The sequence below is a fragment of the Arcicella lustrica genome (assembly GCF_034930985.1).
In the GTDB taxonomy this organism is placed as follows: domain Bacteria; phylum Bacteroidota; class Bacteroidia; order Cytophagales; family Spirosomataceae; genus Arcicella; species Arcicella lustrica.
The window spans coordinates 75,247-97,389 of the sequence record NZ_JAYGIM010000013.1 but is presented as its reverse complement, the minus strand read 5'-3'; the positions used below and the strand labels follow the sequence as shown (position 1 = coordinate 97,389).

Below are 22,143 nucleotides of genomic sequence, written 5' to 3'. Positions count from 1 at the left end.
CAAAAAAGCTTAATGCTAAAAAAATACTAAGATGGAAAACGAACAAAACCAAGATAATAAACTTGACCGCATCATCGAGGCAAGGATGAAATTGAAGGCTCGTTTTGAAGAAAAAATGAAAGCGACGCCATCAATGGCTGATACAAAACCGCAAGGAAAAGGCGTAATCAATCGCCACGGAATGCCAACTACTCCAGTTGGGCAAACTTTGACGACCAAATGGCCTGTACTTGATTTAGGTTATCAACCCAAAATTCCATTAGACAAATGGCGTTTGATTATCGACGGTGAAGTAGAAAATCCTGTAATATTAACATGGGAGGATTTCATGGCTTTGCCACAAACAGAAGATATTTCTGATTTTCATTGTGTAACTACTTGGTCGAAATTAGATATGATTTGGAAAGGCGTTCGTTTGTTAGATTTAGCGGCTTTAGTACAGCCCAAAGAAACAGCAACCCATATTATGTGTTATGGCTACGATACTTATACCACCAATGTTTCGCTAGAAGAAGCCCTAAAACCAGATGTATTACTCGGTCATACTGTTGACGGACAACCATTAGCCGTAGAACATGGCGGTCCACTCCGCATGATTACGCCACAATTGTATGCTTGGAAAGGCTCTAAATGGATAAAAAGAATAGAATTTATGCCTAAAAATAAATTAGGTTTTTGGGAAGAAAGAGGTTATTCCAATACTGCCTATCCTTGGAGAAATGATAGATATAGCTGATGTAGTTGTGAATTGTGAATGAGTAAATTCTTAATCAAAGAAAATAAATCACTAATTCACAATTCACTAAATCACAATTTACTTACTTCACCCATCTTTTCGCCACAATCAAAGCATAATCAACAAAAGCCTTCACGGTATTTTCATAAATATGATTTCCTGTTGAATCTGCATGTTCATCCAAATTCTTAGCCGTTTCATGCGACTCATAGATTCTTGGAGAAATAACAGAATGCTGATTGGTGAAATTGATAATTTTATTAATAACAGTCGTCAATTCTAAGCAAGGCACTTTACCACCACGTCCGTTAGAAACACCCGCCAAAGCAAATACTTTGTTATTGAAAAGGTGCACAAAATCTTTTGAACCCAACTGATGCAAAGCATTTAATAAATCTCCGTTAACTGTCCAATTATATTCTGGACTTACAAAAAACACCAAATCTGCTTTTTCCCAAACACCAATTAATTCAGCCTGAAAAAGCGTTAAATCATCTTTTTGTACCGTTCCTCTACCCACTGAAGGAATATCGAAATGATGAAAATCTACAATTGTACTATTCTCAAAGCCTGAAGCTTTTAATACTTTTTGCAAATATTTAGAAAAACGTAAGGAATTGCTATTCTTTCTGGGCGAAGTGGCAATAATGGCAATATTCATATTTTATGTTTTAGGGAAATTTGTGTTAAGTAAACTTCAAATATATAAAAATGTTTGGTCGATAGCTTAACCGATATTTTGAATAAAATAGTTCACGGATATTTCATGATAGAGTTCCGCTAAGAAAAGATATATTTGTTGTTTATACTCTTCAAAATAGGAATAAAATCAAAATCTCTAATAAAATCATGCAAAAATCATCCAGAAGACAATTTTTAGAAAATTCAGCAACGGCATTAGCCACAGGAACAATTATGACAAGTATCGCAACGACAGATTCAACGGCAGCGCCAAAGGGCGAGAAACTTTCTTTTATCCACCATGTATATTTTTGGTTGAAAGACCCTAATAATAAAAAAGATCATGATCAATTATTAGCAGCTTTAAAAGCTTTGGGCAAAATAGAAGTGATAAAATCTGCGCATATTGGTTTGCCGTCAATCAATGATTTTGACAAACCCGTTACTGATGCGTCTTACTCTTTTTCTGTCTTGTTGATTTTTGATAGCAAAGAAGACGAAGAGAAGTATTTGGTACATCCATTACACAAAAAATTCGGAGCAGAGAATCATCATTTATGGTCGAAAGTGGTGGTTTATGATTCAGCAGATATTTATGTGCAATAAAGGAGTATCTTGATATTTTCAAGAACAATCGGCAATATAAGTAAAGGTTCTGGTATTTTATCAATATAATTTTGACGAAACAATTAAAAAGTATTAGCTTTAAAGTAAAATTATCCTTTTTAATCAGTCTAAAAAATAACCCTAAAACACGTTTTCAATGACCACACAATCCAATCAGAAGTCCCATCTTTATACACTCATGACGGTATGGTTCTTCTGGAGTTTCGTTGCTGCCTCAAACGGTATTTTAATTCCTTTGTTTAAAGAAAAATTTGGTTTAGAACAATGGCAGGCGCAATTAGTTGATTTTGCCTTTTACATTGCTTACACAGTTGGTTCAATTTTATACTTTATTGTTTCAAGTGTAATCAAGAGTGATATTTTGAACAAAATCGGCTACAAAAACGGAATTGTGTACGGTTTAATTATTTCAGCTTTAGGTACTTTGTTATTTTATCCAGCCGCTGAAATGAAATCTTTTCCATTATTACTTTCAGCGTTATTTATTGTTGGTTTAGGCTTTTCGTTACAACAAACGGCTACACAACCATTCATGATTGCCCTTGGACCACCAGAAACGGGTTCGCACAGAATTAACTTGGGCGGTGCTGTCAATAACTTAGGTGGAACAATTGGGCCAGTTATTATCAGTTTTGCCATCTTTGGTTCAATCGCTGCGGATGCTGCTAAAAATGCAACAATCGAATCTGTAAAATTGCCTTATTTGATTCTAGGAGCACTTTTTGTATTATTAGCCATTTTCTTCAAAGTATCTAAATTACCAAGAATTACCAACGACGAAGAAGTAGAAATCGGAACAGGCGTTTTAAAATACCCACAATTAGTATTGGGTATGATTGCCATTTTTATGTACGTAGGTGTTGAAGTAACCATCGGAAGTAATTTAGGAGAATATTTAAAAGTAACACAAGGTTTAGATTCTTCACAAATTTCACATTACGTTTCGATGTTCTGGGGAAGTATGATGATTGGTCGTTGGACAGCCGCACTTAGTAACTTTGATGTAGCACCAGCTACCAAAAAGATATTAACCGTTGTTGTTCCTTTTGTAGCTTTTGCCATTGTTTTAGGCGTAAATACTTTGCACGGAAGCGATATGAGTGATTTATACGCTTATGCCATTTGTGTATTAATCATGATTGCGGCATTCTTCTATTGCGACGAAAAACCTGTTAGAACACTTTTAGTTTTCTCTGGAATGGGCGCATTGGCAATGGTAATTGGCGTATTGGGTAGTGGTGATATTACTCTTTTTGCTTTCATCAGCGGAGGTTTGTTCTGTTCGGTTTTATGGCCATGTATTTTCTCTTTAGGAACGGCAGGCTTAGGAAAATACACCAACCAAGGTTCAGCCTATATGATTATGATGATTTGCGGTGGTGCAGTTGTTCCAGTACTTCAAGGAATTGTGGCTGATACAATCGGCATTCAACAATCGTATTTTGTGCCAATTATTTGTTTTGCTTACTTGGTATTCTTCGGAATAAGAGTACAAGGTGTATTGAAAAATCAAGGAATTGACTTTGACAATGCTGTTGTAAAAGGCGGTAAGGGTCATTAATCATTCATGAAATTATATTTTCAAAAAATCGGAAACGGACAAAAAATCCTGCTCGCCTTTCATGGGATTGGGCAGGATTTTTTGTGTTTCCAACATTTTGCCGAAACCTTTGGCGACGTTTATACAATCTATGCTTTTGATTTACCTTTTCATGGAAAAAGTATTCATGCAATTCAAGCATCACAAAACGAAGTAATTACAAAATCTATTTGGAAAGATTTCCTCACAACATTTTTATCAGAAAATAAAATTGAAACCTTTTCTGTGATAGGTTTTAGTATGGGTGGAAGATTCGCTTTAGCTACTGTAGAAGCTTTTCCAAAACGCATAAAAAGCATGACTTTGGTTTCACCAGATGGTATTTCAGAACATCCGATTTATGCTTTTGCGACACGGTTTAGCCTTACTCGAAAAGTATTCAAATACGTTATTTTTCAAGAAGACAAACTTTTATCTTTCACGAAGTTTTTTGCCAAAATGCGCATTGTTCCAGAAAGTTCGATTCGTTTCGCACATAGAATGTTGGATACACCAACGAAGAAAAAACAAGTATATCAATCGTGGACAGGCTTTCGATATTTAAAATTCAATTTGAAAAAACTAGCAGAGCAAATCAACAACGAAAAGATTAGCGTAACCATTTTTACAGGAAAATACGATACCATTTTACCTTCCGAAAAAGTGTTGCCTTTGGCGACAAAACTTCCCAATGTCCAATTAATCACAATGGAGGCAGGACATACCAAAATTCTTGACAAAGTAGTGGAATACCTAAAAAAGAATGATAAAATGCTATAATTTGACATCTTACTGACAGAAGAAAAACAATTTAGATAAGTATTTCGTATATCAATTAGAATACGCTTTAAAATACTTAGCTTTCGTTATCAACAAACAGTAAACCCGCAATCATTCATGAGTTTTATCAATGCAATAGGTACGGCTGTTCCTGAAAATTGTTTTCCACAAATGCAAATTGCGGAATTCATGGCTTCTGCCTTACAAATGAATGAATATGAACAAAGAAGATTAAAAGCCTTGTATCGTTCTACTAAAATTAACCAGCGTTATTCTGTATTATCTGATTATGGAAAAACCTTTTCTGACTACGAATTTTATCCCCGAACTCCAGATTTAGAGCCTTTCCCAAGTATTTCTCAACGAATGCTTGCTTACAAACAATACGCATTACCACTTTGCTTAAAAGCGATTGCTGACCTAGGTAAATTACCCAACATTACGCACATCATCACAGTAAGTTGCACAGGAATGTACGCTCCCGGGCTTGATATTGAAATAATTTCTTCTTTAGGACTAAGTACCAATATTCAGCGAACTGCCATTAATTTTATGGGTTGTTATGGTGCTTTTAATGGGCTGAAAATGGCAGATACTATTTGTAAAGCGAATCCAGAAGCAAAAGTATTATTGGTTTGTGTGGAATTGTGTACTCTTCATTTTCAGAAGAAAATGGATGAAGATTTTCTGTTATCGAATGCGCTTTTTGCGGATGGAGCGGCGGCGGTGTTAATTGAAGCTGAATCTTCTCAAAAAAATCCTTCTTTAGCCATGAAATCTTTCTTTTGTGATTTGTACTTTGAAGGAAAACAAGATATGGCTTGGCAAGTAGCTGATTTTGGTTTTGAAATGACGCTTACTTCGTATATTCCTAAATTAGTTAAATCAGGTATCAAAGCGTTGACGGACAAACTTTTTGCTAATTCAGGATTAACCAAGCAAGATATTTCATTGTACGCAATTCATCCGGGTGGAAAAGCTATTTTAGAAGCCATTGAAACAGCTTTAGAAATCAATACAAATGATAATCGATATGCTTATCAAATCTTGAGCAATTATGGGAATATGTCGTCAGCAACAGTACTTTTTGTCTTAAAACAGATTTTGAAAGACACTGAAAATACGTATAAAAATCAAAATATTTTAAGCTGTGCTTTTGGTCCGGGATTAACCTTAGAATCTATGATTTTAGAAATTGTTTAGTCTTTTCCTAAAAACCATACTTTAAAGAAAACAAAATTCCACTACTGTAAAGATTTACTTTTCCTCTTCCTACTTCTTTTAATGGTGTTTTCAAATAAGGCTCTGCTTGAATAGAAATATGCTGATTGATGCGTTTTTCGAAACCAAAGGATAAATTCAAAGTACTCATGAAGTAATCGTCATCTCTTTTCCATGATACATTTCGAGGGAAATTGATAGGAACTGTAGCCGATTCTGGATAATAATATTCATAATTTTCGGTCAGCATCAAATACGAAGAAACACCAGCACTTACAAACCAAGTATTTTTGGGCTTCATAAATACATTATAACGAATATTGATTGGTATATCCAATATCTTACAATCGCCCGCAACACTTGTTGGTAAAACTGGGCGATATGACCAATTTTTTGCCCAAGCATGATAATTCTCTATACCTGTGGTATATTGTTTATAAGTGTAAATAGCGCCAGTTTGTAAGGTAAAGCGTTTAGTTAAATTGTATTCGAATAAAATTCCTGCTGATTTCCCAAAAGCAAAATCTCCCAAATTTTCAACAGCATTGGCATCAGGAGCAATGGCTAAACGAATACCAAAACGTGATTTTTTAAGTGTACTTACAATTGGATTGACCGTTGGTTCAGGATTACTTTCTTCAAATGCAGGTAAAACAATGTTGAAATTTGTCTTTAAAGCCTTCAAGGGTTTACTTGATAATAAGGCAAGTTTATTGGGTTGCTTACTTGCTAGATTATTAGACAAAGTATTTTCAGTAGGTGATACTTCAATTGCTTTTTTGGCATTTGGAGTGATATTATGTGTGTTAAATATTGGCTTAGAGGTTTTTTTATGCTTTACTAAACTGATATTACTTTGCTTTTGTATCAGTTTTTCTGATTCATTCTTTGTCTTTTGTTCCTCTATTTTTGCTACTTGTTTTTCAGTAATTCCAATTTCTTCACGCTTGGTATTTCTAGCTGATTTTTGTTCGACCAATTTTTCTTGAATACTATTATGTTCATTCGCAATTAACTTTTCTGTCGTTTTCTCTTTTGTAGAAAATACGTCTTCTGAATTTTCCTTAACAGTTGCTACAGATTGTTTTTGCTTATTTAATGTATTTTCTTTTTGATTTTTTTGACCTGTTAATTTTACTGAAACATTATCTTTGGTAAGGTAATATCCTATTCCTGCTCCTACGAAACAAAGTAAAAGCAATAGCAGTAGCCACCTTTCGTTTTTGAAACGAGTGGCAGGTACAATCACCGGCTTGGGGTCTATTTTTACTTTTAATTTATCCAGAGACGATTGGTCAAACGGAATCTGCACCTTATCAGAGGCTTCTCTGAAAAGGTCATCCAGTTCGTCATCGGACATATCCCACCACTTATCTGACATTTTTTTGTTAGGATTCTATTAATTAGAACCTTGATTTTATTCTTTTATGGATTAACTAAAAACGTTTACTGAGCATTTCCCTCAAATTAACCCTAGCACGGGCTAAATTTGATTTCGATGCACTTACTGAAAAACCTAACATTTTGGCTATTTCATCATGCGAATAGCCATCTATTGCATACAAACTAAAAACAGTACGGTAGGTTGGTGATAATCTTTGTACTAAAGCCAATAGTTCTTCATAAGAGAGATTGGCTGAAGCATCATCACTTCTATCACTCAAATGTTCTGCATATTCAATGTCATCTTGGTCATAATGCTTATGGTTTTGGCGATAAAAATCTAAAGCCGTATTCACCATAATTCGTCTGAACCAATTTTTAAAAGACCTACTTAAATCAACTTTATCGGCATTGTTAAAAACCTTGATAAAGCCATCGTTAACTACTTCAACCGCTTCATCCCGTGTTTTGGTATAACGTAAACAGACACTCATAGCATAGCCATAAAACTGCTTATAAAGCAATTCCTGACTTTTAGAGTCACCCTTACGGCACCCTTCAAGTATGGTTTGGAGGCTATTGTTTTGGTCTGTAATAATGGGCATTTTGACAACGTTTCAACATCAATACGGCTTTTCTGGAAAAAGGTTGCGTTAGAATATTTATAAAAAGTATTTTATTTCATGGAGTTGCTATTCAACAATTAAGATAACTATCCAAAGCCAAGAATTCATGATTTTCAAAGATTATTAGTTAACTTTGTTTAAATATACCCCTTAAACACATGACTATCCACAGAGAAAGCAAAGGTACTATTTTAGTTACGACCATTTTTTTAATCATTTTAAATAGTGCTGTTGCTTATTTTTTTGAAGAAAATGAAATTTTACGCAAAATTGTTATCGCTTTTAGCGTAGTTTTTGCATTGATTATTTTACAATTTTTCCGTGTTCCTGTTCGTACTACGGTTAAAAATCCAAAGCATATTATTGCTCCAGCAGATGGTAGAGTAGTAGTAATTGAAGAAGTTGTTGAAACTGAGTACTTCAAAGAGCCACGTCGCCAAGTTTCAATTTTTATGTCGCCAATCAACGTGCATATCAATTTCAATCCAATTGCAGGCATCGTTTCTTATTTCAAATATCACCCAGGAAAATACTTGGTAGCTTGGCATCCAAAATCAAGTACTGATAATGAAAGAACAACAGTTGTGGTAAAACACAATAATGGGACTGAAGTATTGTTCCGTCAAATTGCGGGTGCTTTAGCTCGTAGAATTTGTTGGTACGTAAAAGAAGGACAAACCGTAGAACAAGGTTCTGAATTTGGTTTTATCAAGTTCGGTTCAAGAATTGATATTTACCTTCCTTTAGATGCTAAAATCTTAGTAAATTTAGAAGATAGACCAGTAGGCGGCGAAACTGTGATTGCAGAACTAGCTTAATATTTATATAAATTGCATATTCAAAAAGGGAATTAAAAATTTTACGTATTTTTAATTCCCTTTTTTTGTTGATAACCATTTTTATAATAATCTTAAGAGATGTTAAATCGTTTATTCCTTTTGGTTTTAGCGGGTTTATTGTGGAATTGCTCAAATTCGAATAAATCTGAAACCTATATTCCACCAGTTCCTTCAAACAAAAATGGCAAAGAATTAGCACAAACCTACTGTAGCAGTTGTCATCAATTTCCTAGTCCCGATTTATTGGATAAAGCTACTTGGGAGAAAAGTATTCTACCCAAAATGTCACATCGACTTGGTTTGGAGTCAGACATTTTCAAAGTATATGGAGGTATGAATCCAGAGGAATTACAGTTTCTTGCCGTAGCGGGAGTATTTCCTGAAAAACCTGTTATTGCCAAAGAAGACTGGGCGAAAATCATCAAATATTATGTTGATAATGCTCCAGAAAAAGCAATTCCTCAAGCCAAAAAAGAAAAGATTTCGATAGGATTAAGTAATTTTTCGGTGAAAAAAATCGAAGGAATTGCCAATAAAACACCCTATGTTACTTTCGTTAAGTTTAATCCTGCCCAAAAAAGTATTTATGCGGCTTGGCGTGGAGAGCAAAGTTTCTTGAAAAAATACGATTTGAATGGTGTAATGAAAGATTCTTTGGTAGTATCAAGCCCAATTGCTGATGTAGATTTCTCTCAAAAAAATCTCAGAGTATTGACGCTGGGTATAATGGATCCTAATGATTTTCGAAAAGGAAGTCTTTTAGAAATCACACCGCAAAAACAATCAAAACCTATTTTAGAATTTCTGCAAAGACCAGTTCAAGCTTCTTTTGGAGATTTGAATCAAGATGGAAAAGAAGATTTTGTACTCTGTAATTTTGGCAATGAATTAGGGAAATTAGCTTGGTACGATGGAGTGAATAGGAGAGAACATATTTTAAAAGAATTGCCCGGAGCCAGAAATACTTTTATCAAAGACATGAATGGCGATAATTTACCAGATATTGTGGTGCTAATGACACAAGCCCGTGAAGGTATTTTTATCTTTTACAATTCAGGTCATGGTACTTTTGAAGAGAAACAAGTACTCTCTTTTCCTTCTGTTTATGGCTCTAGTTATATGGATTTAGCCGATTTTAATAAAGATGGCTTCTTGGATATACTTTATACCAATGGCGATAATGCAGATTTATCTATTTCCTTTAAAAGTTATCATGGTATCAGAATTTTCATGAATGATGGCAAAGGCAATTTTAAGCAAAGCTATTTTTACCCGATGTTTGGTGCTTCAAAAGCAATGGCTGCGGATTTTGATTTAGATGGAGATTTGGATATTGCCGCTATTTCTTTCTTTACCGACCCTAAACAAAAGCCACATGAAGGTTTTTTATTACTTGATAATCAAGGTAATAATCAATTTAAAGTATCAACCTTTCCAGAAGCCAATCAAGGCAAATGGATGGTGATGGATGTAGCAGATATGGACCAAGATGGCGACGCCGACATTCTATTAGGTTCGTTTTTAAGAAGAGGCATGGTCGATATTGAAGAATTGCAGATGGAAAAGAAAATGCCTCCCTCTATGATTGTTTTGGAGAATAAGAAAAGGTAACATGGAATAGCCAACAAAAATAAAAAGCCGAGATAAGAATCTCGGCTTTCATTTTACTATCAAACAAACCTGTAAACTACTAAATAAGATTGTTTTTAGCCAAATACTCTACAATTTGCACAGCGTTTGTAGCAGCTCCTTTACGAAGGTTGTCAGCTACAATCCACATATTGATGGTGTTTGGTTGAGTTTCATCACGACGGATACGTCCAACAAAAACTTCATCCTTACCATGTGCATTGATTGGCATTGGATATACAAAATTCTTAGGGTCATCTTGTAAAATGATACCCTCTTCATTTGCTAAAATATTTTTTACTTCTTCTACGTCGAAGTCGTTTTCAAATTCAATATTTACTGCTTCAGAGTGTCCACCAATTGTTGGGATACGAACAGTAGTTGCTGTTACTGCAATCGAATCATCCAACATGATTTTCTTGGTTTCATTCACCATTTTCATTTCTTCTTTGGTATAACCATTATCCAAGAATACATCAATGTGTGGTAAAACGTTCAAGTCAATTTTGTGTGGATATACCGCAGGAACGTCTGTACGTCCTTCACGTTCTGCAAATAATTGATCAACCGCTGCTTTTCCTGTTCCAGTTACTGATTGGTACGTAGAAACAACCACACGCTTGATTTTATATTTTTTGTGCAAAGGATTCATTACTACCACCATTTGAATTGTAGAACAATTCGGGTTGGCAATAATTTTATCTTCTGATGTTAAAGTAAAAGCATTTATTTCTGGTACTACTAGTTTTTTAGTAGGGTCCATTCTCCAAGCTGAAGAGTTATCTACTACTGTAATACCTACCGCTGCAAATTTAGGAGCTAATTCCAAAGAAGTACTTCCACCTGCCGAGAAAATCGCCACGTTTGGTTGCATCTTAATAGCATCATCAAAACCTACAACGGTGTACTGTTTACCCTTAAATTCTACCTGTTTACCTACTGAACGCTCAGAAGCTACTGGAATGATTTCTGTTACTGGGAAGTTACGTTCCGCTAACACTTTAAGGATTTCGCCACCGACCAAACCTGTGGCTCCGACTACTGCTACTTTCATTTTTAAAATTGATTATGAATTGATTTATATAAAAAAATGCTTAAAAATTATGTCTTAACCCTATCCCCACTACCGCTTGATGTTCGGGTGTGGTTTGAATATTCAAACCGATTTGGTTACTACTGATTACTTCGTTATACCGATTAATTGCCTTTGATAAATGTATGTTTGACTTTACATTTAAGTAGGAAGAAATCAATAAAGTACTCCCCACGGTTGACCAATAAAAGCCACTTGATACTTTATCTCTATTGAAAATCGTATAAAGTGAAAGTCCTGCGGGAACGATATTAATCAATTTTACTAACCTTTGTTGTTGTTTGTAAGTCAAAAACTCCACATTTACTTTTGAGTCTCTTGCTTGCAACAATGGTATTTGTAAAGCCGAAGCATTGTCAATTATTTGTCGGTCATAAATAAATTTTACGCCGAACAATTGCCTTTTTACTGCAATCGGATACAAAGTTCTTTTATCTTCCTGAGCAAAGGTTTTGAAACCTACAAACATCAAAAAGCCTATTAAAATCTTAGTTTTCATGGTTTCTTTCTAATGATTTATCGTTGAAATAAATCATTGGTTTGAATACTCTTCTGAATCATTGAAATTTAATTTCCTTTAGAAGTCAGGGAAAATAAAAAGTTTGCAAAATTACTTGATAAAATTGGAAGAGAAAAGGAATATCTCGGGAATAGTAGAGTGAATATGTAGGAAATGTTGTTTTTTATTGAAATTTTGCTTTTATCCGAGCGGATATAGTCGATTTGGCGTAATACAGTAGTCAATTTTGATGTCAAATTCATTCACATCTTCAATTGTAGGAATTGCTTCTTCAAGACATAAACCGATTTTAATAAGGTCTGAAGAACATTGTTGGAGGAAACGATCATAGAATCCTTTTCCATAGCCAACACGATTTCCTTGCTCGTCAAAAATCAACAAAGGAACAAGTACCATCGACATCTTTTCTGGCGAAATCAATTCCCCAAAAACGGGTTCTGGAATTCCCCATTTATTTTCAACAAGTGCTTCTTTATTGTACAGATAATGTTCCATTTGGTATGTGTCTGGAATACTCTTTGGCACAACAATTTGTACTTGTGGAAATTCAGTTTGGAGTCTTTCAATCAATAAAAAAGTATTGATTTCATTTTGCTTGATGATTGGCAGAAAAGTATGAAGGTATTTTACAGTATCAAGCTTGAAATGCTGAAAAAAAAGCTCGACAATCGCCTGACTTTTTGCCAATACTTCTGTTTGAGAAAGGGCTTTTCGTTTGGAAAGATAATATTTTCTGAGTGCTGGTTTGTTCATAAATGCGTTAGGGAAATTTAAATACTTAATATATTATTGAACTAGTATTCGAGTTTATTTTTTAAATTCATGTATTGATTTTCAAACACCTAAGTATCAAATCAATATGTTAGAACAATTAAAAAAGCTTAGAGAAATAATTTATGCTATGCTTCGTTTAGCTGAAGGTAACGGCGAAGCGGTAGATAGTCTATTAGATATTTTGAACGAATTAAATCAAAAGATTAACCAACTTGAAGAAGAACAAAAATAGGTCTTCTTTTAAAATACTTGTTTTATGAAAGCATTTGAATCCTTCCAAACATATCTTGACAGAATGCTTTCAGCATCTTCTGAAAAAGAAAAAGATAAAATTAAACATGAATTTGATACTTTCTTCGCAACATTAAATGCTGATGAAAAGAAAGATTTCAAAGCATTTCAAATAAACATCGCCGAATCTGTAAAGCGTGAAATGAAAGAGATTGAACGCCAGATGATCAACACAGTGGATATTTAATCAAAAAAGCCCTTAAATTCTACATTAGAAAATTTAAGGGCTAAATTGATAATAAATCTTAAGCTTTCAAAAACAGATTCCGAAACCCGAAATCACCAATCCAAAATGGATTAGTCTTCATCTCCACCACGCACTCCTGAAAGTATCGTTGAGCCAAAGAAAATAGCATTTAAAAATAATTTGTTTGTGCCGTACCAAAATGCTCTAAAATTTGGATTATCCGTCATCACAATTACTTTTCCCGCTCCGAAAGACGTTGCCACTACCGAAGGAGTATTTTTCATTAATTTCTTGTTCCTTTCGGTTACGTAACCACTCACAAGCGGGTCGTTTGTGTAAATCAATGGAGCATTGTATGGATCTTTGATTTTTTCTAAGTAAATATTATTATCTCTGAAAACGCTTAAAGTTTGGTCTTTATAACCATAACCAATCGGGTGAGTCGGGTCTAATTTTACTTGAAAAATCGCACCACTTGTTTGTTGCGCACCTTTGTAGCGTTCAGCCAAAGCATAAGGCTTAAACGAAGCAGTGTCAGCAGGAATCGTTTTGATTTTTACAGGTGATAAACCTTTGGCAACAGCCCATTCTACAGCATCCGTCAACGTAATTAATGTTCCGCCGTTGCGTACCCAAGTTTTGATTTTCTCTTCGTTCAAAGTACTGTAATCACCACTTGAAAGAATCAAAGTATTGTATTTCTCCAAACTCATGCGGTTTACTTGTGTAATATCCGACATTGTTAATGGAACATTTACTCTGGTATCCAACAAATGCCAAATTTCGCCAGCATCGTTTGGATTCACGCCTGCACCAGTCAGCATTAATACTTTAGGCTGACGCATCGGAGCGAAATAACTACTTCCTAAATCAATTCCCGAAGGCGTTAATCCCGTTTGCAAAGCATAAAAATCAATACCATCACGTTCGGCAAGTGTTTGTATCAAATTTTTTAAAGCGTTAAAATCAGCTTGTTGGTTTGAGCCAAATGTGACTTCAACCGTTCCGTAGCTAAAGTTTTTTGTACCACCTTCAAAAACCCCCGTGAAAGGTTCTGTTGCTACTTTTAGCTTGTAACCTTTTTTCTGTAATTCATAAGCGGTTCTAGGAGCGAAGTATCCGTCCCATTCAAACACATAACCATAAGTAGTATTGCCAATGATTTTTCCTTTCGGGAAATCATTTTTGGTCAATTTATCGCCTAAAGTAAGCGCAACTTTTGCTTCTGAGTATGGTACATTAAAACAATGTGGCATCGACCAAGCCGAAATATCATAAAAAAGCGAATCTTCAAAAGTTGTTCTTTTTTCAAAAATTCCTTGAACCAAACGATATTGTGGTTGGCTTAATGGCACAACGAATGCTTCTCCTTTTTTGAACGTTTTTCCGTCTAATACTTCATCTTTCGATACATTGAAAACATCAATTTCGTGTTGACGAAGAATGTTTATCATTTCCCAAACTTTTACTTTATCATTTCCTCCGCCAAAAACGAATGCTTTTGTAGCTGAAGTAGATTTTTCTTGATAGAAATTTCTTTGATAATCTAACAAATCCTGACGCAAAGCCTTAGCCGCACGCAAAGTAGAAAGTGTTGTTACAAACTGATTTCTTACCGTAAAAGCAAAGCTCATATTGCCATTTTGTGTTTCTTGCAAATGACCACGAGAACTGGCTTGCTCAAACAAAATTCCGATACTTCCTTGAACGTCTGGAAAAGTAGAACCTTTTCCGTAATAAAAATCATCATAACCTTCTTTCGTAAAATACAATGAACCGATTTTATCTAAAGCCGAAGCATGGAATTTTCCGATTAATTCTGTGATATCAATATTCTTTTTTGGAGTAAGCGGATGTGTTCTCGCTGGAATGCCCGGTTGGAAAAAGAAAGAAGAGTTTGGCCCCATTTCATGGTGGTCGGTCAGAATATTTGGTTTCCATTCATGGAATTTCTGAATTCTACCTTTACTTTCTGGATGTTGAGTATAAAGCCAATCACGGTTTAAGTCGAACCAATAGTGGTTAAAACGACCACCTGGCCACATTTCATTCAATTCACGGCTATTTGGGTCAGCTACTAAATTATTACTTTTATTGGCATTTACCCAGCTTGAAAAACGCTCGCCACCGTCAGGATTAATTCTTGGGTCGAGTAAAATTACAGATTCATTCAAAATAGAATCTATTTCAGCACCTTGCGCCGCCGCCAAATAATACAAAGCTAATACCGAAGCATTTGTACCACTTGCTTCGTTTCCGTGTACAGAATAGCCCATCCAAACTACGATAGGCATATTTTTAGTATCTAAACTGGAAGATTTATCGGGTTCAACCAATTTGTGATGTTCCGCTTTAATTTTATCAACATTGGCAAGATTCTTAGGCGAAGAAATCGTCAGGAGTAATAATTGACGGTTTTCATAAGTACGTCCATATTCGCTGAGTTCTACTCTATCCGACAATTCGGCTACTTTTTTCATGTAGCCCAAAAGTTGCTCGTGTTGAATGTGCCAGTCGCCTACTTGATAACCCAAATATTGCTGAGGGGTTGGAATCTTTGGGTCGTAGTTAATATTCTGAGGAAGAAAATAGCTGTTAGGTACTTGTCCGAAACAAGTATGAGCTAGTATAAAAAACAAAAAAGCGGCTAACCGCTTTTTCATTGAAATGTTGATAGGAGAATTGTTGTTCATATTTATTAGTTTGATGATGATAATGCAGGATTGTAAAGGAGCTATGTTATTCACAGCTCAGAAGTATTTTAAATTTTTGAAGAGTAAAACAAAAGACACAAGAAGTTTTGTTGAAGAGATTTTATAAAACCCTACAATCTTAATGCTCAACTTACTTCTCAGAAAACTAACGTTGTTTCATCAACTTAGCTTCAATCGTTTGTTGTGTATGAGGAACCGCTCTCAAACGTTCTTTTGGAATTAATTTTCCAGTATCAATACATACACCATAAGTACCATTTTTGATACGAATCAAAGCATTTTCTAATTGCGTAGAAAATTTTTGTAAACGTGCTGCTAATTGACTCATACTTTCTTTTTCTGAAGTATCAGCGCCATCTTCCATTGGTTTTGAGCTACCCGCTGTAACGTCAGTTCCTGGATCATTGCGTTTGTGCAATGCTTCACGAATATAGTTTAGCTCTCCACGTGCGTCTTCAAGTTTGCTCGTGATAAGTACTTCAAATTCTTTTAGCTCTTCCTCAGAGTAACGAGTTTTTTCTTCTACAATAGTGTTCATATTCTAATAAGGCTATGTGGGTTGAAGATTTTATTAGTAGCGTTTAAAATTTACACAAAGATAAATGGTTCATTTTAAAATTTGCAATATTTCAAGAATAAATAAAATTTTTCTAAAATTTTATAATTCCTTAATTTTTGAAATAAACCAATGAATATTTGGCAAATGAACCTATCTTCCATAAAGTTAAAAAGCAAAAAGCAAAAAAACCTCAAAATTATGTTTTTTGATTGAAAATCAGGTATTTCTACTTACACTAAAAGTACTTGTTTTTGTTGTTTGAAGAGTGTTATGTTTGTGCATTATCAACAAAAACTAATCTCAAGCATTGATTACCATTCATTTAGAAAAAAACAGGAAATAGTATTTTCTTAATATTACTGTTTTTAGAAGGTTGGTAGTCGATGATACAAAGACAATGACTTACATAGAACCAGCTCCGATTAAGGACAAGGAAAATCCGCTAGAATCAATGATGCAACGCTTTGATAAAGCCGTTGAATTATTGGGAATCTCTGATGAAATGTATTACATCTTAAAAGTACCTGCTCGTCAGGTAACTGTAGGTTTACCCATTACCATGGATAATGGAAGCATTAAAGTATTTGAAGGCTATCGAGTGATTCACTCCAATATACTTGGACCGTCGAAAGGAGGTATTCGTTTTGACCCTGCCGTGAATATTGATGAAGTAAGAGCTTTAGCTGCTTGGATGACTTGGAAATGTGCCGTAGTAGATATTCCTTATGGTGGTGCTAAAGGTGGAATTGCATGTAATCCTCGTGAAATGTCTGCTGGCGAAATGGAACGTTTGATGCGTGCTTATACTGTTTCGATGTTAGATGTTTTTGGACCAGACAGAGATATTCCTGCACCAGATATGGGTACTGGGCCTCGTGAAATGGCTTGGCTGATGGATGAGTACTCTAAAGCAAAAGGAATGACTGTAAATGCTGTTGTGACAGGAAAACCACTGGTTTTGGGCGGTTCATTAGGTAGAACAGAAGCTACAGGTAGAGGAGTAATGGTTTCGGCTTTGGCTGGAATGGATAAATTGAAAATTAATCCTTATAAATCATCTGCGGCAGTGCAGGGTTTTGGAAATGTAGGTTCGCACGCTGCTAATTTATTGCATGAGCGTGGAGTAATGGTAAAAGCGATTTCTGATATTTCAGGAGCATATTATAATGAAAATGGGATAGACATTGAAGGTGCTATTAAATTCAGAGATTTGAACAAAGGTACTTTAGAGAATTTTCCGGGTGCTGAAAGAATCAGTCATGAAGAATTATTGACACTAGATGTTGATGTACTTGTTCCTGCTGCCAAAGAAGATGTTATTAACAATGAAAATGCACCTTATATTCAAGCGAAATTAATTGTGGAAGGTGCTAATGGCCCAACATCAGCATCTGCCGATGATATTATCAATGATAAGGGAATTTTGGTTGTGCCAGATATTTTAGCAAATGCGGGCGGAGTAACGGTTTCTTATTTTGAGTGGGTTCAAAATAGAATGGGTTATAAATGGAATTTAGACCGTATTAATCGCCGTTCGGATAGAATTATGAAAGATGCTTTTGATAAAGTATTCTTGACTTCGCAACAATTTAAAGTACCAATGCGCATTGCCGCTTATATTGTAGCGATTAAAAAAGTAGCAGATACTTATAAATTCCGTGGTGGGTATTGATAAATGTTTAGGATTGTCAATTTTTTTAAAAAGTTGACAATCCTTTATATTTAAGAATTAACAAAACGCTCGTTAAAGCCTCTTACCGTTTTGGCAATTTCTTTAATTAAATCTACTCTTTCTTCAATGGCATTGCCTACAACAATTACGTCGGCGCCAGCTTTTAAAGCATCTTGTGCTTTCTTCGCTGAATTAATTCCTCCGCCAACAATTAAAGGAACTTCAACAGATTGCTGTACGGCGGCAATCATTTCTGGTGAAACGGCATTATAAGCGCCAGAACCAGCATCCATATAAATCAATTTCAATCCTAACATTTCGCCAGCCATTGCCGTACAAGCTGCAATACTTGGTTTATCGTGCGGAATTGGCGTTGTATTTGAAATATACGAAACTGTTGTTTGGCGACCACTATCAATAATCATGTAGCCAGTTGGTAAAACTTCTATGCCACTTCTTTTAAGAATTGGTGCGGAAATTACTTGTTGTCCAATCAAATAATCAGGGTTTCTTCCTGAAATTAAAGATAAAAACAACACGCCATCTACTTGATTATTAAGATGTAAGCTGTTTCCTGGAAATAAAATAACAGGAATGTCGCTACTTTTTTTAATTTCAATAATAACCTTTTCCATAATGTGGCTGGTAATTAAGCTACCGCCCACAAAAAAGAAATCTACCGCTTGTTCTTTACTCAAAGCTATTAAATGCGAAAAGCTGTCTTCATTGACTTTGTCGGGGTCAATCAAGACAGCAAATGCTTTTTTGCCTTGGGCTTTTAGCTCGTAAAATTTATTGAGAAGATTTCTCTGCATGATTTTCTTTTAAAATCGAAAGGGCTTCCATGACTTTGTCTTTGGCTATTGCCATTAAAAATGACAGCATGTAACCTTTAATAGATGAAATAAGCCAAGATTCTTTCGTTTTTTCTTTTTTTACAACAACAGGCAGATTAGTATTTTCTGAAACCTTAGTTGTTACTTTTTTGTCAGAATCTGAACTGAAAAAACTAAATATCAAATAAGTAGTGGCCAAAACGCCACCCACAATCAGTGCGGTTGTACCGATACGAGTCGCCTCTGATTTAAGGTCACTTACTTGTCCGTCAATCGTTTCTTTATATGCTTTTGCTTCTAAATGTAACTCTCGTTTACGTTCAGAGATTCTTTTTGGGCTTACTACTGGAAACATAATCTTCACGTGGTTCTGTTATTGTCCGAATAAAATTCATTACGAAACTTACTAATACAATAACTGTGTACGTCTCTAAAACTACTCAAAAGTAATAAAAATTGCTTTTTTGACTGAAAATTTAAAGAAAGAATTCTTTTTTAATTTTCTTGAAATACTGTTTCAACTTCTTCTTCAATACTTTCTGTGATTGTATCAGGTTTAAGTAAGGTTTTTCCAAGATGGAAAACATAAGCGACAACAATTGCTAACAAAATCGTAACTGCAAGAAAACCAAGATATTCACTTTTGAAAACATGGTTTAAAAATAAAGCCAAAGTCAGCAATGAAAACATGAAAAGCATTCCCGCTGAAAGTACAAGGATTGCTCCGATAACCAACTTTTTAATCGTTTCTTGAACACGCTCTTCTACTTCAAGTTTGGCAATTTCTATGTGCGTTTGAACGTACTTATAAATATTTTCAATCAATCCGTTTGTCTCTGGTATTTTCATGGCTTACCTATTTTTTCAATACAAATAACTAAAAAATAGTATCCCAAAGCAAATATCCATTCAAGGCAATGATGATAATTGCTACAATCCAAGCGCAAATTTTCATCAATTTTGAATTCACAAATTCACCCATTTGAGTTTTATCACTTGTGAAAACAATCAAAGGAACCACTGCAAAACTAAGTTGTAAGGATAAAATTACTTGACTCAATACCAATAAATCTCCCGTACCTTTTTCTCCATAAATAATTGTAACAATCAGCGCTGGAATTACGGCTATTAAACGAGTAATAAGTCGTCTCAACCAAGGTTTTAGTCTTAAATTCAAAAAACCTTCCATGACAATTTGCCCAGCCAAAGTACCTGTTAATGTAGAGTTTTGACCAGAAGCCAATAAGGCTACAGCAAAAAATATACCAGCGAATTTTACACCCAAAACGGGGTCAAGTAAATGATAAGCATCGTTGATGTCTGCTACATTTTGATTGCCCGTATTGTGGAAAGTTGCCGCTGAAATAATCAGAATGGCAGCATTGATAAAAAAGGCAAGTGATAAAGACAAGTTGGAATCTATCGTTGCAAAAAAGATGGCAGAACGTTTTCCTTCACTGTTTTTTTCAAAATTACGAGTTTGAACAATGCTAGAATGCAAATACAAATTATGAGGCATTACTGTTGCACCCAAAATTCCAATGGCAACATAAAGCATTTCTGGATTGGTGATGATTTGAGGTTTGGGTAAAATACCTCCCAAAATTTCATTTACTGATGGTTGTGAAACAAAAATTTCATAACCAAAACAGCAGAAAATCATGAAAATCAAACCAGCAACAATACATTCTAAAGCCCTAAAGCCTTTTCCTTGAAAGTATAAGAGTACTAAAACATCTAAAACCGTAATGACGACGCCTACTGTAAGGGGTAAGCCAAAAAGTAAATTAATGGCAATGGCTGAACCAATTACTTCTGCTAAATCGCAGGCAGCAATGGCAATTTCGCACAAAACCCATAAAGCAATGGCAACAGGTTTTGAATAAGCGTATCGGCAGGCTTGTGCTAAATCTCGTCCAGTGGCAATGCCTAATTTTAAGGAAAGATGCTGAAGGAGCATCGCAAAAAGGTTGGAAATCAGAATTACGGAAAGGAGCGTATAACCAAATTTTGAACCACCAGCAATATCTGTCGCCCAGTTTCCCGGATCCATATAACCAACCGCTACCATTAAGCCTGGTCCTGTAAAAGCCCATAATTTTTTATAAAACGACCCCGTTTTAGGCACTTTTATAGAACCATATACTTCTGGTAATGAATGGTTTAAAATAGTGTTTTTTATATTCATATTAAATATGCTATGTAATTGTAAGGTTTGTCGATTGTAATAATCATTATTTCCTTTTTGTAATCAATTCATAAAGGATTTACAATGAAGGTTTAATGACTATAGTTACATAAGTGATGTAAATTTATTTTTTGTTAAGTACAATTCAAAATATTTTTTTAGATTAATCTAAAATTTAATTATTCGCTTATTAAATAATATCTTTGCGTTGCAAATAATGCTCTTATTATCCCCAAAAATTGCCATCATGACTTCATTCACAGAAGAAAACTACCTTAAAATAATTTATAAGCTTTCTGCGGAAACCGACAGTGAAGTCAGCACGAATGCTGTTGCAGAACTGACACTTACCAAAGCGGCATCAGTTTCGGATATGCTTAGGAAACTTTCAGAAAAACAATTAGTTAATTATCAGAAATATCAAGGTGTTAGGTTAACTGAACTTGGCGAAGCTGTGGCATTGAAAGTTATCAGAAAGCATCGTTTATGGGAAGTATTTTTGGTAGAAAAGTTAGGTTTTAATTGGGATGAAGTACACGAAATTGCAGAACAATTAGAACATATTGATTCAGAAGAATTGGTTGAAAGATTAGATGAATTTTTAGGTTTTCCGAAATTTGACCCGCACGGTGACCCAATTCCTGATACTTTCGGAATTATGCCTGAATTGAGGTATCAGAACCTTTCAGAAATTACTGTTGGACAAAGTGTTGTGATGGTAGGCGTTTCTGAGCATTCGGCAACTTTTTTACAATATTTAGCCAAAATGGGTTTGACATTGGGTTGCCAAATTGTTGTGAAAGAGTTGAACGATTTCGATAAATCACTTAATGTAAATCTTGGTGACTTATCAAATCATTTTATTAGCCATGAAGTAGCCAAAAATTTACTGGTAAAAAGTATTAAAAACTAAGAACAAAAAAAAACCTAACAACGCCGCCACGTTGCTAGGTCTAAAAAATCTGCGTTACAAGAACGCAGTGCAAAGGTACAAAAAATGGAGTTTAAGTCAAGCATTTATTGAAAATTGCAAGTGTATTTCCTGAAATTTTGTACGAACTAATATTTTTATTTGGTAAACACCAAGAATTTATTGACGAAACAAAAAATACGCCCTTTACTTTTTTAACTAGTTTTTACTGAAATAAGCCTTCTTTTTATAGATTATCTTTCAACATAATACCGTTTTTTCTCAATATTAGGTCTTT

The 22,143-nt window shown here is 34.8% G+C and carries 23 protein-coding genes; 11 read left to right on the top strand and 12 right to left on the bottom strand.

What is annotated here, in order from left to right; genetic code table 11:
- Window positions 1–31 precede the first annotated feature (31 nt).
- A complete protein-coding gene (locus tag VB798_RS17040; RefSeq protein WP_323260496.1) occupies window positions 32–736 on the top strand; it encodes a sulfite oxidase-like oxidoreductase in 705 nt (234 codons plus the stop codon).
- An 82-nt stretch (window positions 737–818) separates the two neighbouring features.
- Here VB798_RS17040 and VB798_RS17035 read toward each other — a convergent pair whose 3' ends face one another.
- The gene (locus tag VB798_RS17035; RefSeq protein ID WP_323260494.1) at window positions 819–1,397 is read right to left on the bottom strand and encodes an NADPH-dependent FMN reductase; all 579 of its coding nucleotides are present in this window, start codon (window positions 1,395–1,397) and stop codon (window positions 819–821) included.
- 188 nt (window positions 1,398–1,585) lie between these two features.
- On the opposite strand from VB798_RS17035, the gene VB798_RS17030 reads away from it, so the two are divergent.
- The 4 genes from VB798_RS17030 (at window position 1,586) to VB798_RS17015 (ending at window position 5,606) form a co-directional block, all read left to right on the top strand.
- Entirely contained in the window at window positions 1,586–2,023 is a 438-nt protein-coding gene (locus VB798_RS17030; protein ID WP_323260492.1) for a Dabb family protein, read from the top strand.
- A 157-nt stretch (window positions 2,024–2,180) separates the two neighbouring features.
- Entirely contained in the window at window positions 2,181–3,605 is a 1,425-nt protein-coding gene (locus VB798_RS17025; RefSeq protein WP_323260490.1) for an MFS transporter, read from the top strand.
- 6 nt (window positions 3,606–3,611) lie between these two features.
- Complete coding sequence (locus tag VB798_RS17020) at window positions 3,612–4,403, top strand: alpha/beta fold hydrolase (protein ID WP_323260489.1); 792 nt, start codon at window positions 3,612–3,614, stop codon at window positions 4,401–4,403.
- Window positions 4,404–4,520: 117 nt separating this feature from the next.
- A complete protein-coding gene (locus VB798_RS17015; protein WP_323260487.1) occupies window positions 4,521–5,606 on the top strand; it encodes a type III polyketide synthase in 1,086 nt (361 codons plus the stop codon).
- A gap of 7 nt (window positions 5,607–5,613) precedes the next feature.
- Here the strand turns inward: VB798_RS17015 and VB798_RS17010 are convergent, their stop codons facing one another.
- Entirely contained in the window at window positions 5,614–7,005 is a 1,392-nt protein-coding gene (locus VB798_RS17010) for a hypothetical protein (protein WP_323260485.1), read from the bottom strand.
- Between the two features lie 55 nt (window positions 7,006–7,060).
- Window positions 7,061–7,612 carry an RNA polymerase sigma factor gene (locus VB798_RS17005; protein ID WP_323260483.1) on the bottom strand — a complete coding sequence of 184 codons (552 nt, stop codon included), beginning with the start codon at window positions 7,610–7,612 and terminating at the stop codon, window positions 7,061–7,063.
- A gap of 179 nt (window positions 7,613–7,791) precedes the next feature.
- Between VB798_RS17005 and VB798_RS17000 the strand changes: the two genes are divergently transcribed.
- Window positions 7,792–8,451, top strand: a complete 660-nt coding sequence (locus VB798_RS17000; protein ID WP_323260481.1) for a phosphatidylserine decarboxylase family protein — start codon at window positions 7,792–7,794, stop codon at window positions 8,449–8,451.
- 99 nt (window positions 8,452–8,550) lie between these two features.
- On the top strand, window positions 8,551–10,083 hold the full coding sequence (locus VB798_RS16995; RefSeq protein WP_323260479.1) for an FG-GAP repeat domain-containing protein: 1,533 nt from the start codon (window positions 8,551–8,553) through the stop codon (window positions 10,081–10,083).
- A gap of 79 nt (window positions 10,084–10,162) precedes the next feature.
- On the opposite strand, the gene VB798_RS16990 is transcribed toward VB798_RS16995, so the two are convergent.
- The 3 genes from VB798_RS16990 to VB798_RS16980 all read right to left on the bottom strand — a co-directional run bounded on the left by VB798_RS16990 (window position 10,163) and on the right by VB798_RS16980 (window position 12,467).
- Window positions 10,163–11,155 (bottom strand): aspartate-semialdehyde dehydrogenase, encoded by a 993-nt coding sequence (locus VB798_RS16990; RefSeq protein WP_323260478.1) that lies wholly within the window; start codon window positions 11,153–11,155, stop codon window positions 10,163–10,165.
- Between the two features lie 40 nt (window positions 11,156–11,195).
- Window positions 11,196–11,693 (bottom strand): hypothetical protein, encoded by a 498-nt coding sequence (locus VB798_RS16985; protein ID WP_323260476.1) that lies wholly within the window; start codon window positions 11,691–11,693, stop codon window positions 11,196–11,198.
- A gap of 201 nt (window positions 11,694–11,894) precedes the next feature.
- Window positions 11,895–12,467 (bottom strand): 5-formyltetrahydrofolate cyclo-ligase, encoded by a 573-nt coding sequence (locus VB798_RS16980; RefSeq protein WP_323260474.1) that lies wholly within the window; start codon window positions 12,465–12,467, stop codon window positions 11,895–11,897.
- Window positions 12,468–12,573: 106 nt separating this feature from the next.
- Between VB798_RS16980 and VB798_RS16975 the strand changes: the two genes are divergently transcribed.
- Window positions 12,574–12,720, top strand: coding sequence for a hypothetical protein (locus VB798_RS16975; protein ID WP_323260472.1), 147 nt, complete (start codon window positions 12,574–12,576; stop codon window positions 12,718–12,720).
- A gap of 24 nt (window positions 12,721–12,744) precedes the next feature.
- On the top strand, window positions 12,745–12,966 hold the full coding sequence (locus tag VB798_RS16970; RefSeq protein ID WP_323260471.1) for a hypothetical protein: 222 nt from the start codon (window positions 12,745–12,747) through the stop codon (window positions 12,964–12,966).
- A gap of 110 nt (window positions 12,967–13,076) precedes the next feature.
- On the opposite strand, the gene VB798_RS16965 is transcribed toward VB798_RS16970, so the two are convergent.
- Window positions 13,077–15,629, bottom strand: coding sequence for a M14 family metallopeptidase (locus tag VB798_RS16965; protein ID WP_323260469.1), 2,553 nt, complete (start codon window positions 15,627–15,629; stop codon window positions 13,077–13,079).
- Between the two features lie 196 nt (window positions 15,630–15,825).
- Window positions 15,826–16,218 (bottom strand): TraR/DksA family transcriptional regulator, encoded by a 393-nt coding sequence (locus tag VB798_RS16960; protein WP_184130671.1) that lies wholly within the window; start codon window positions 16,216–16,218, stop codon window positions 15,826–15,828.
- Window positions 16,219–16,636: 418 nt separating this feature from the next.
- Between VB798_RS16960 and VB798_RS16955 the strand changes: the two genes are divergently transcribed.
- Window positions 16,637–17,911, top strand: a complete 1,275-nt coding sequence (locus VB798_RS16955; RefSeq protein ID WP_323260467.1) for a Glu/Leu/Phe/Val family dehydrogenase — start codon at window positions 16,637–16,639, stop codon at window positions 17,909–17,911.
- 50 nt (window positions 17,912–17,961) lie between these two features.
- On the opposite strand, the gene VB798_RS16950 is transcribed toward VB798_RS16955, so the two are convergent.
- From VB798_RS16950 to VB798_RS16935, 4 genes are all read right to left on the bottom strand, one after another.
- Window positions 17,962–18,726: a phosphoglycerol geranylgeranyltransferase gene (locus VB798_RS16950; protein WP_323260465.1), complete on the bottom strand. Its 765-nt coding sequence runs from the start codon at window positions 18,724–18,726 to the stop codon at window positions 17,962–17,964.
- Window positions 18,704–19,102 (bottom strand): hypothetical protein, encoded by a 399-nt coding sequence (locus VB798_RS16945; protein WP_323260463.1) that lies wholly within the window; start codon window positions 19,100–19,102, stop codon window positions 18,704–18,706. The genes VB798_RS16950 and VB798_RS16945 overlap by 23 nt, the downstream gene beginning before the upstream one ends.
- A 140-nt stretch (window positions 19,103–19,242) precedes the next feature.
- Window positions 19,243–19,596 carry a phage holin family protein gene (locus VB798_RS16940; protein WP_323260461.1) on the bottom strand — a complete coding sequence of 118 codons (354 nt, stop codon included), beginning with the start codon at window positions 19,594–19,596 and terminating at the stop codon, window positions 19,243–19,245.
- A gap of 28 nt (window positions 19,597–19,624) precedes the next feature.
- Window positions 19,625–20,935 carry an Nramp family divalent metal transporter gene (locus VB798_RS16935; RefSeq protein WP_323260459.1) on the bottom strand — a complete coding sequence of 437 codons (1,311 nt, stop codon included), beginning with the start codon at window positions 20,933–20,935 and terminating at the stop codon, window positions 19,625–19,627.
- A gap of 247 nt (window positions 20,936–21,182) precedes the next feature.
- Between VB798_RS16935 and VB798_RS16930 the strand changes: the two genes are divergently transcribed.
- Window positions 21,183–21,848 (top strand): metal-dependent transcriptional regulator, encoded by a 666-nt coding sequence (locus VB798_RS16930; protein WP_323260705.1) that lies wholly within the window; start codon window positions 21,183–21,185, stop codon window positions 21,846–21,848.
- The last annotated feature ends 295 nt before the right edge of the window (window positions 21,849–22,143 follow it).

What these genes read in the sequence shown, in the direction of transcription:
- VB798_RS17040 (WP_323260496.1), top strand. Translation starts at nt 32, where the DNA reads ATGGAAAACGAACAAAACCAAGATAATAAACTTGACCGCATCATCGAG.
- VB798_RS17035 (WP_323260494.1), bottom strand. Translation starts at nt 1,397, where the DNA reads ATGAATATTGCCATTATTGCCACTTCGCCCAGAAAGAATAGCAATTCC.
- VB798_RS17030 (WP_323260492.1), top strand. Translation starts at nt 1,586, where the DNA reads ATGCAAAAATCATCCAGAAGACAATTTTTAGAAAATTCAGCAACGGCA.
- VB798_RS17025 (WP_323260490.1), top strand. Translation starts at nt 2,181, where the DNA reads ATGACCACACAATCCAATCAGAAGTCCCATCTTTATACACTCATGACG.
- VB798_RS17020 (WP_323260489.1), top strand. Translation starts at nt 3,612, where the DNA reads ATGAAATTATATTTTCAAAAAATCGGAAACGGACAAAAAATCCTGCTC.
- VB798_RS17015 (WP_323260487.1), top strand. Translation starts at nt 4,521, where the DNA reads ATGAGTTTTATCAATGCAATAGGTACGGCTGTTCCTGAAAATTGTTTT.
- VB798_RS17010 (WP_323260485.1), bottom strand. Translation starts at nt 7,005, where the DNA reads ATGTCAGATAAGTGGTGGGATATGTCCGATGACGAACTGGATGACCTT.
- VB798_RS17005 (WP_323260483.1), bottom strand. Translation starts at nt 7,612, where the DNA reads ATGCCCATTATTACAGACCAAAACAATAGCCTCCAAACCATACTTGAA.
- VB798_RS17000 (WP_323260481.1), top strand. Translation starts at nt 7,792, where the DNA reads ATGACTATCCACAGAGAAAGCAAAGGTACTATTTTAGTTACGACCATT.
- VB798_RS16995 (WP_323260479.1), top strand. Translation starts at nt 8,551, where the DNA reads ATGTTAAATCGTTTATTCCTTTTGGTTTTAGCGGGTTTATTGTGGAAT.
- VB798_RS16990 (WP_323260478.1), bottom strand. Translation starts at nt 11,155, where the DNA reads ATGAAAGTAGCAGTAGTCGGAGCCACAGGTTTGGTCGGTGGCGAAATC.
- VB798_RS16985 (WP_323260476.1), bottom strand. Translation starts at nt 11,693, where the DNA reads ATGAAAACTAAGATTTTAATAGGCTTTTTGATGTTTGTAGGTTTCAAA.
- VB798_RS16980 (WP_323260474.1), bottom strand. Translation starts at nt 12,467, where the DNA reads ATGAACAAACCAGCACTCAGAAAATATTATCTTTCCAAACGAAAAGCC.
- VB798_RS16975 (WP_323260472.1), top strand. Translation starts at nt 12,574, where the DNA reads ATGTTAGAACAATTAAAAAAGCTTAGAGAAATAATTTATGCTATGCTT.
- VB798_RS16970 (WP_323260471.1), top strand. Translation starts at nt 12,745, where the DNA reads ATGAAAGCATTTGAATCCTTCCAAACATATCTTGACAGAATGCTTTCA.
- VB798_RS16965 (WP_323260469.1), bottom strand. Translation starts at nt 15,629, where the DNA reads ATGAAAAAGCGGTTAGCCGCTTTTTTGTTTTTTATACTAGCTCATACT.
- VB798_RS16960 (WP_184130671.1), bottom strand. Translation starts at nt 16,218, where the DNA reads ATGAACACTATTGTAGAAGAAAAAACTCGTTACTCTGAGGAAGAGCTA.
- VB798_RS16955 (WP_323260467.1), top strand. Translation starts at nt 16,637, where the DNA reads ATGACTTACATAGAACCAGCTCCGATTAAGGACAAGGAAAATCCGCTA.
- VB798_RS16950 (WP_323260465.1), bottom strand. Translation starts at nt 18,726, where the DNA reads ATGCAGAGAAATCTTCTCAATAAATTTTACGAGCTAAAAGCCCAAGGC.
- VB798_RS16945 (WP_323260463.1), bottom strand. Translation starts at nt 19,102, where the DNA reads ATGTTTCCAGTAGTAAGCCCAAAAAGAATCTCTGAACGTAAACGAGAG.
- VB798_RS16940 (WP_323260461.1), bottom strand. Translation starts at nt 19,596, where the DNA reads ATGAAAATACCAGAGACAAACGGATTGATTGAAAATATTTATAAGTAC.
- VB798_RS16935 (WP_323260459.1), bottom strand. Translation starts at nt 20,935, where the DNA reads ATGAATATAAAAAACACTATTTTAAACCATTCATTACCAGAAGTATAT.
- VB798_RS16930 (WP_323260705.1), top strand. Translation starts at nt 21,183, where the DNA reads ATGACTTCATTCACAGAAGAAAACTACCTTAAAATAATTTATAAGCTT.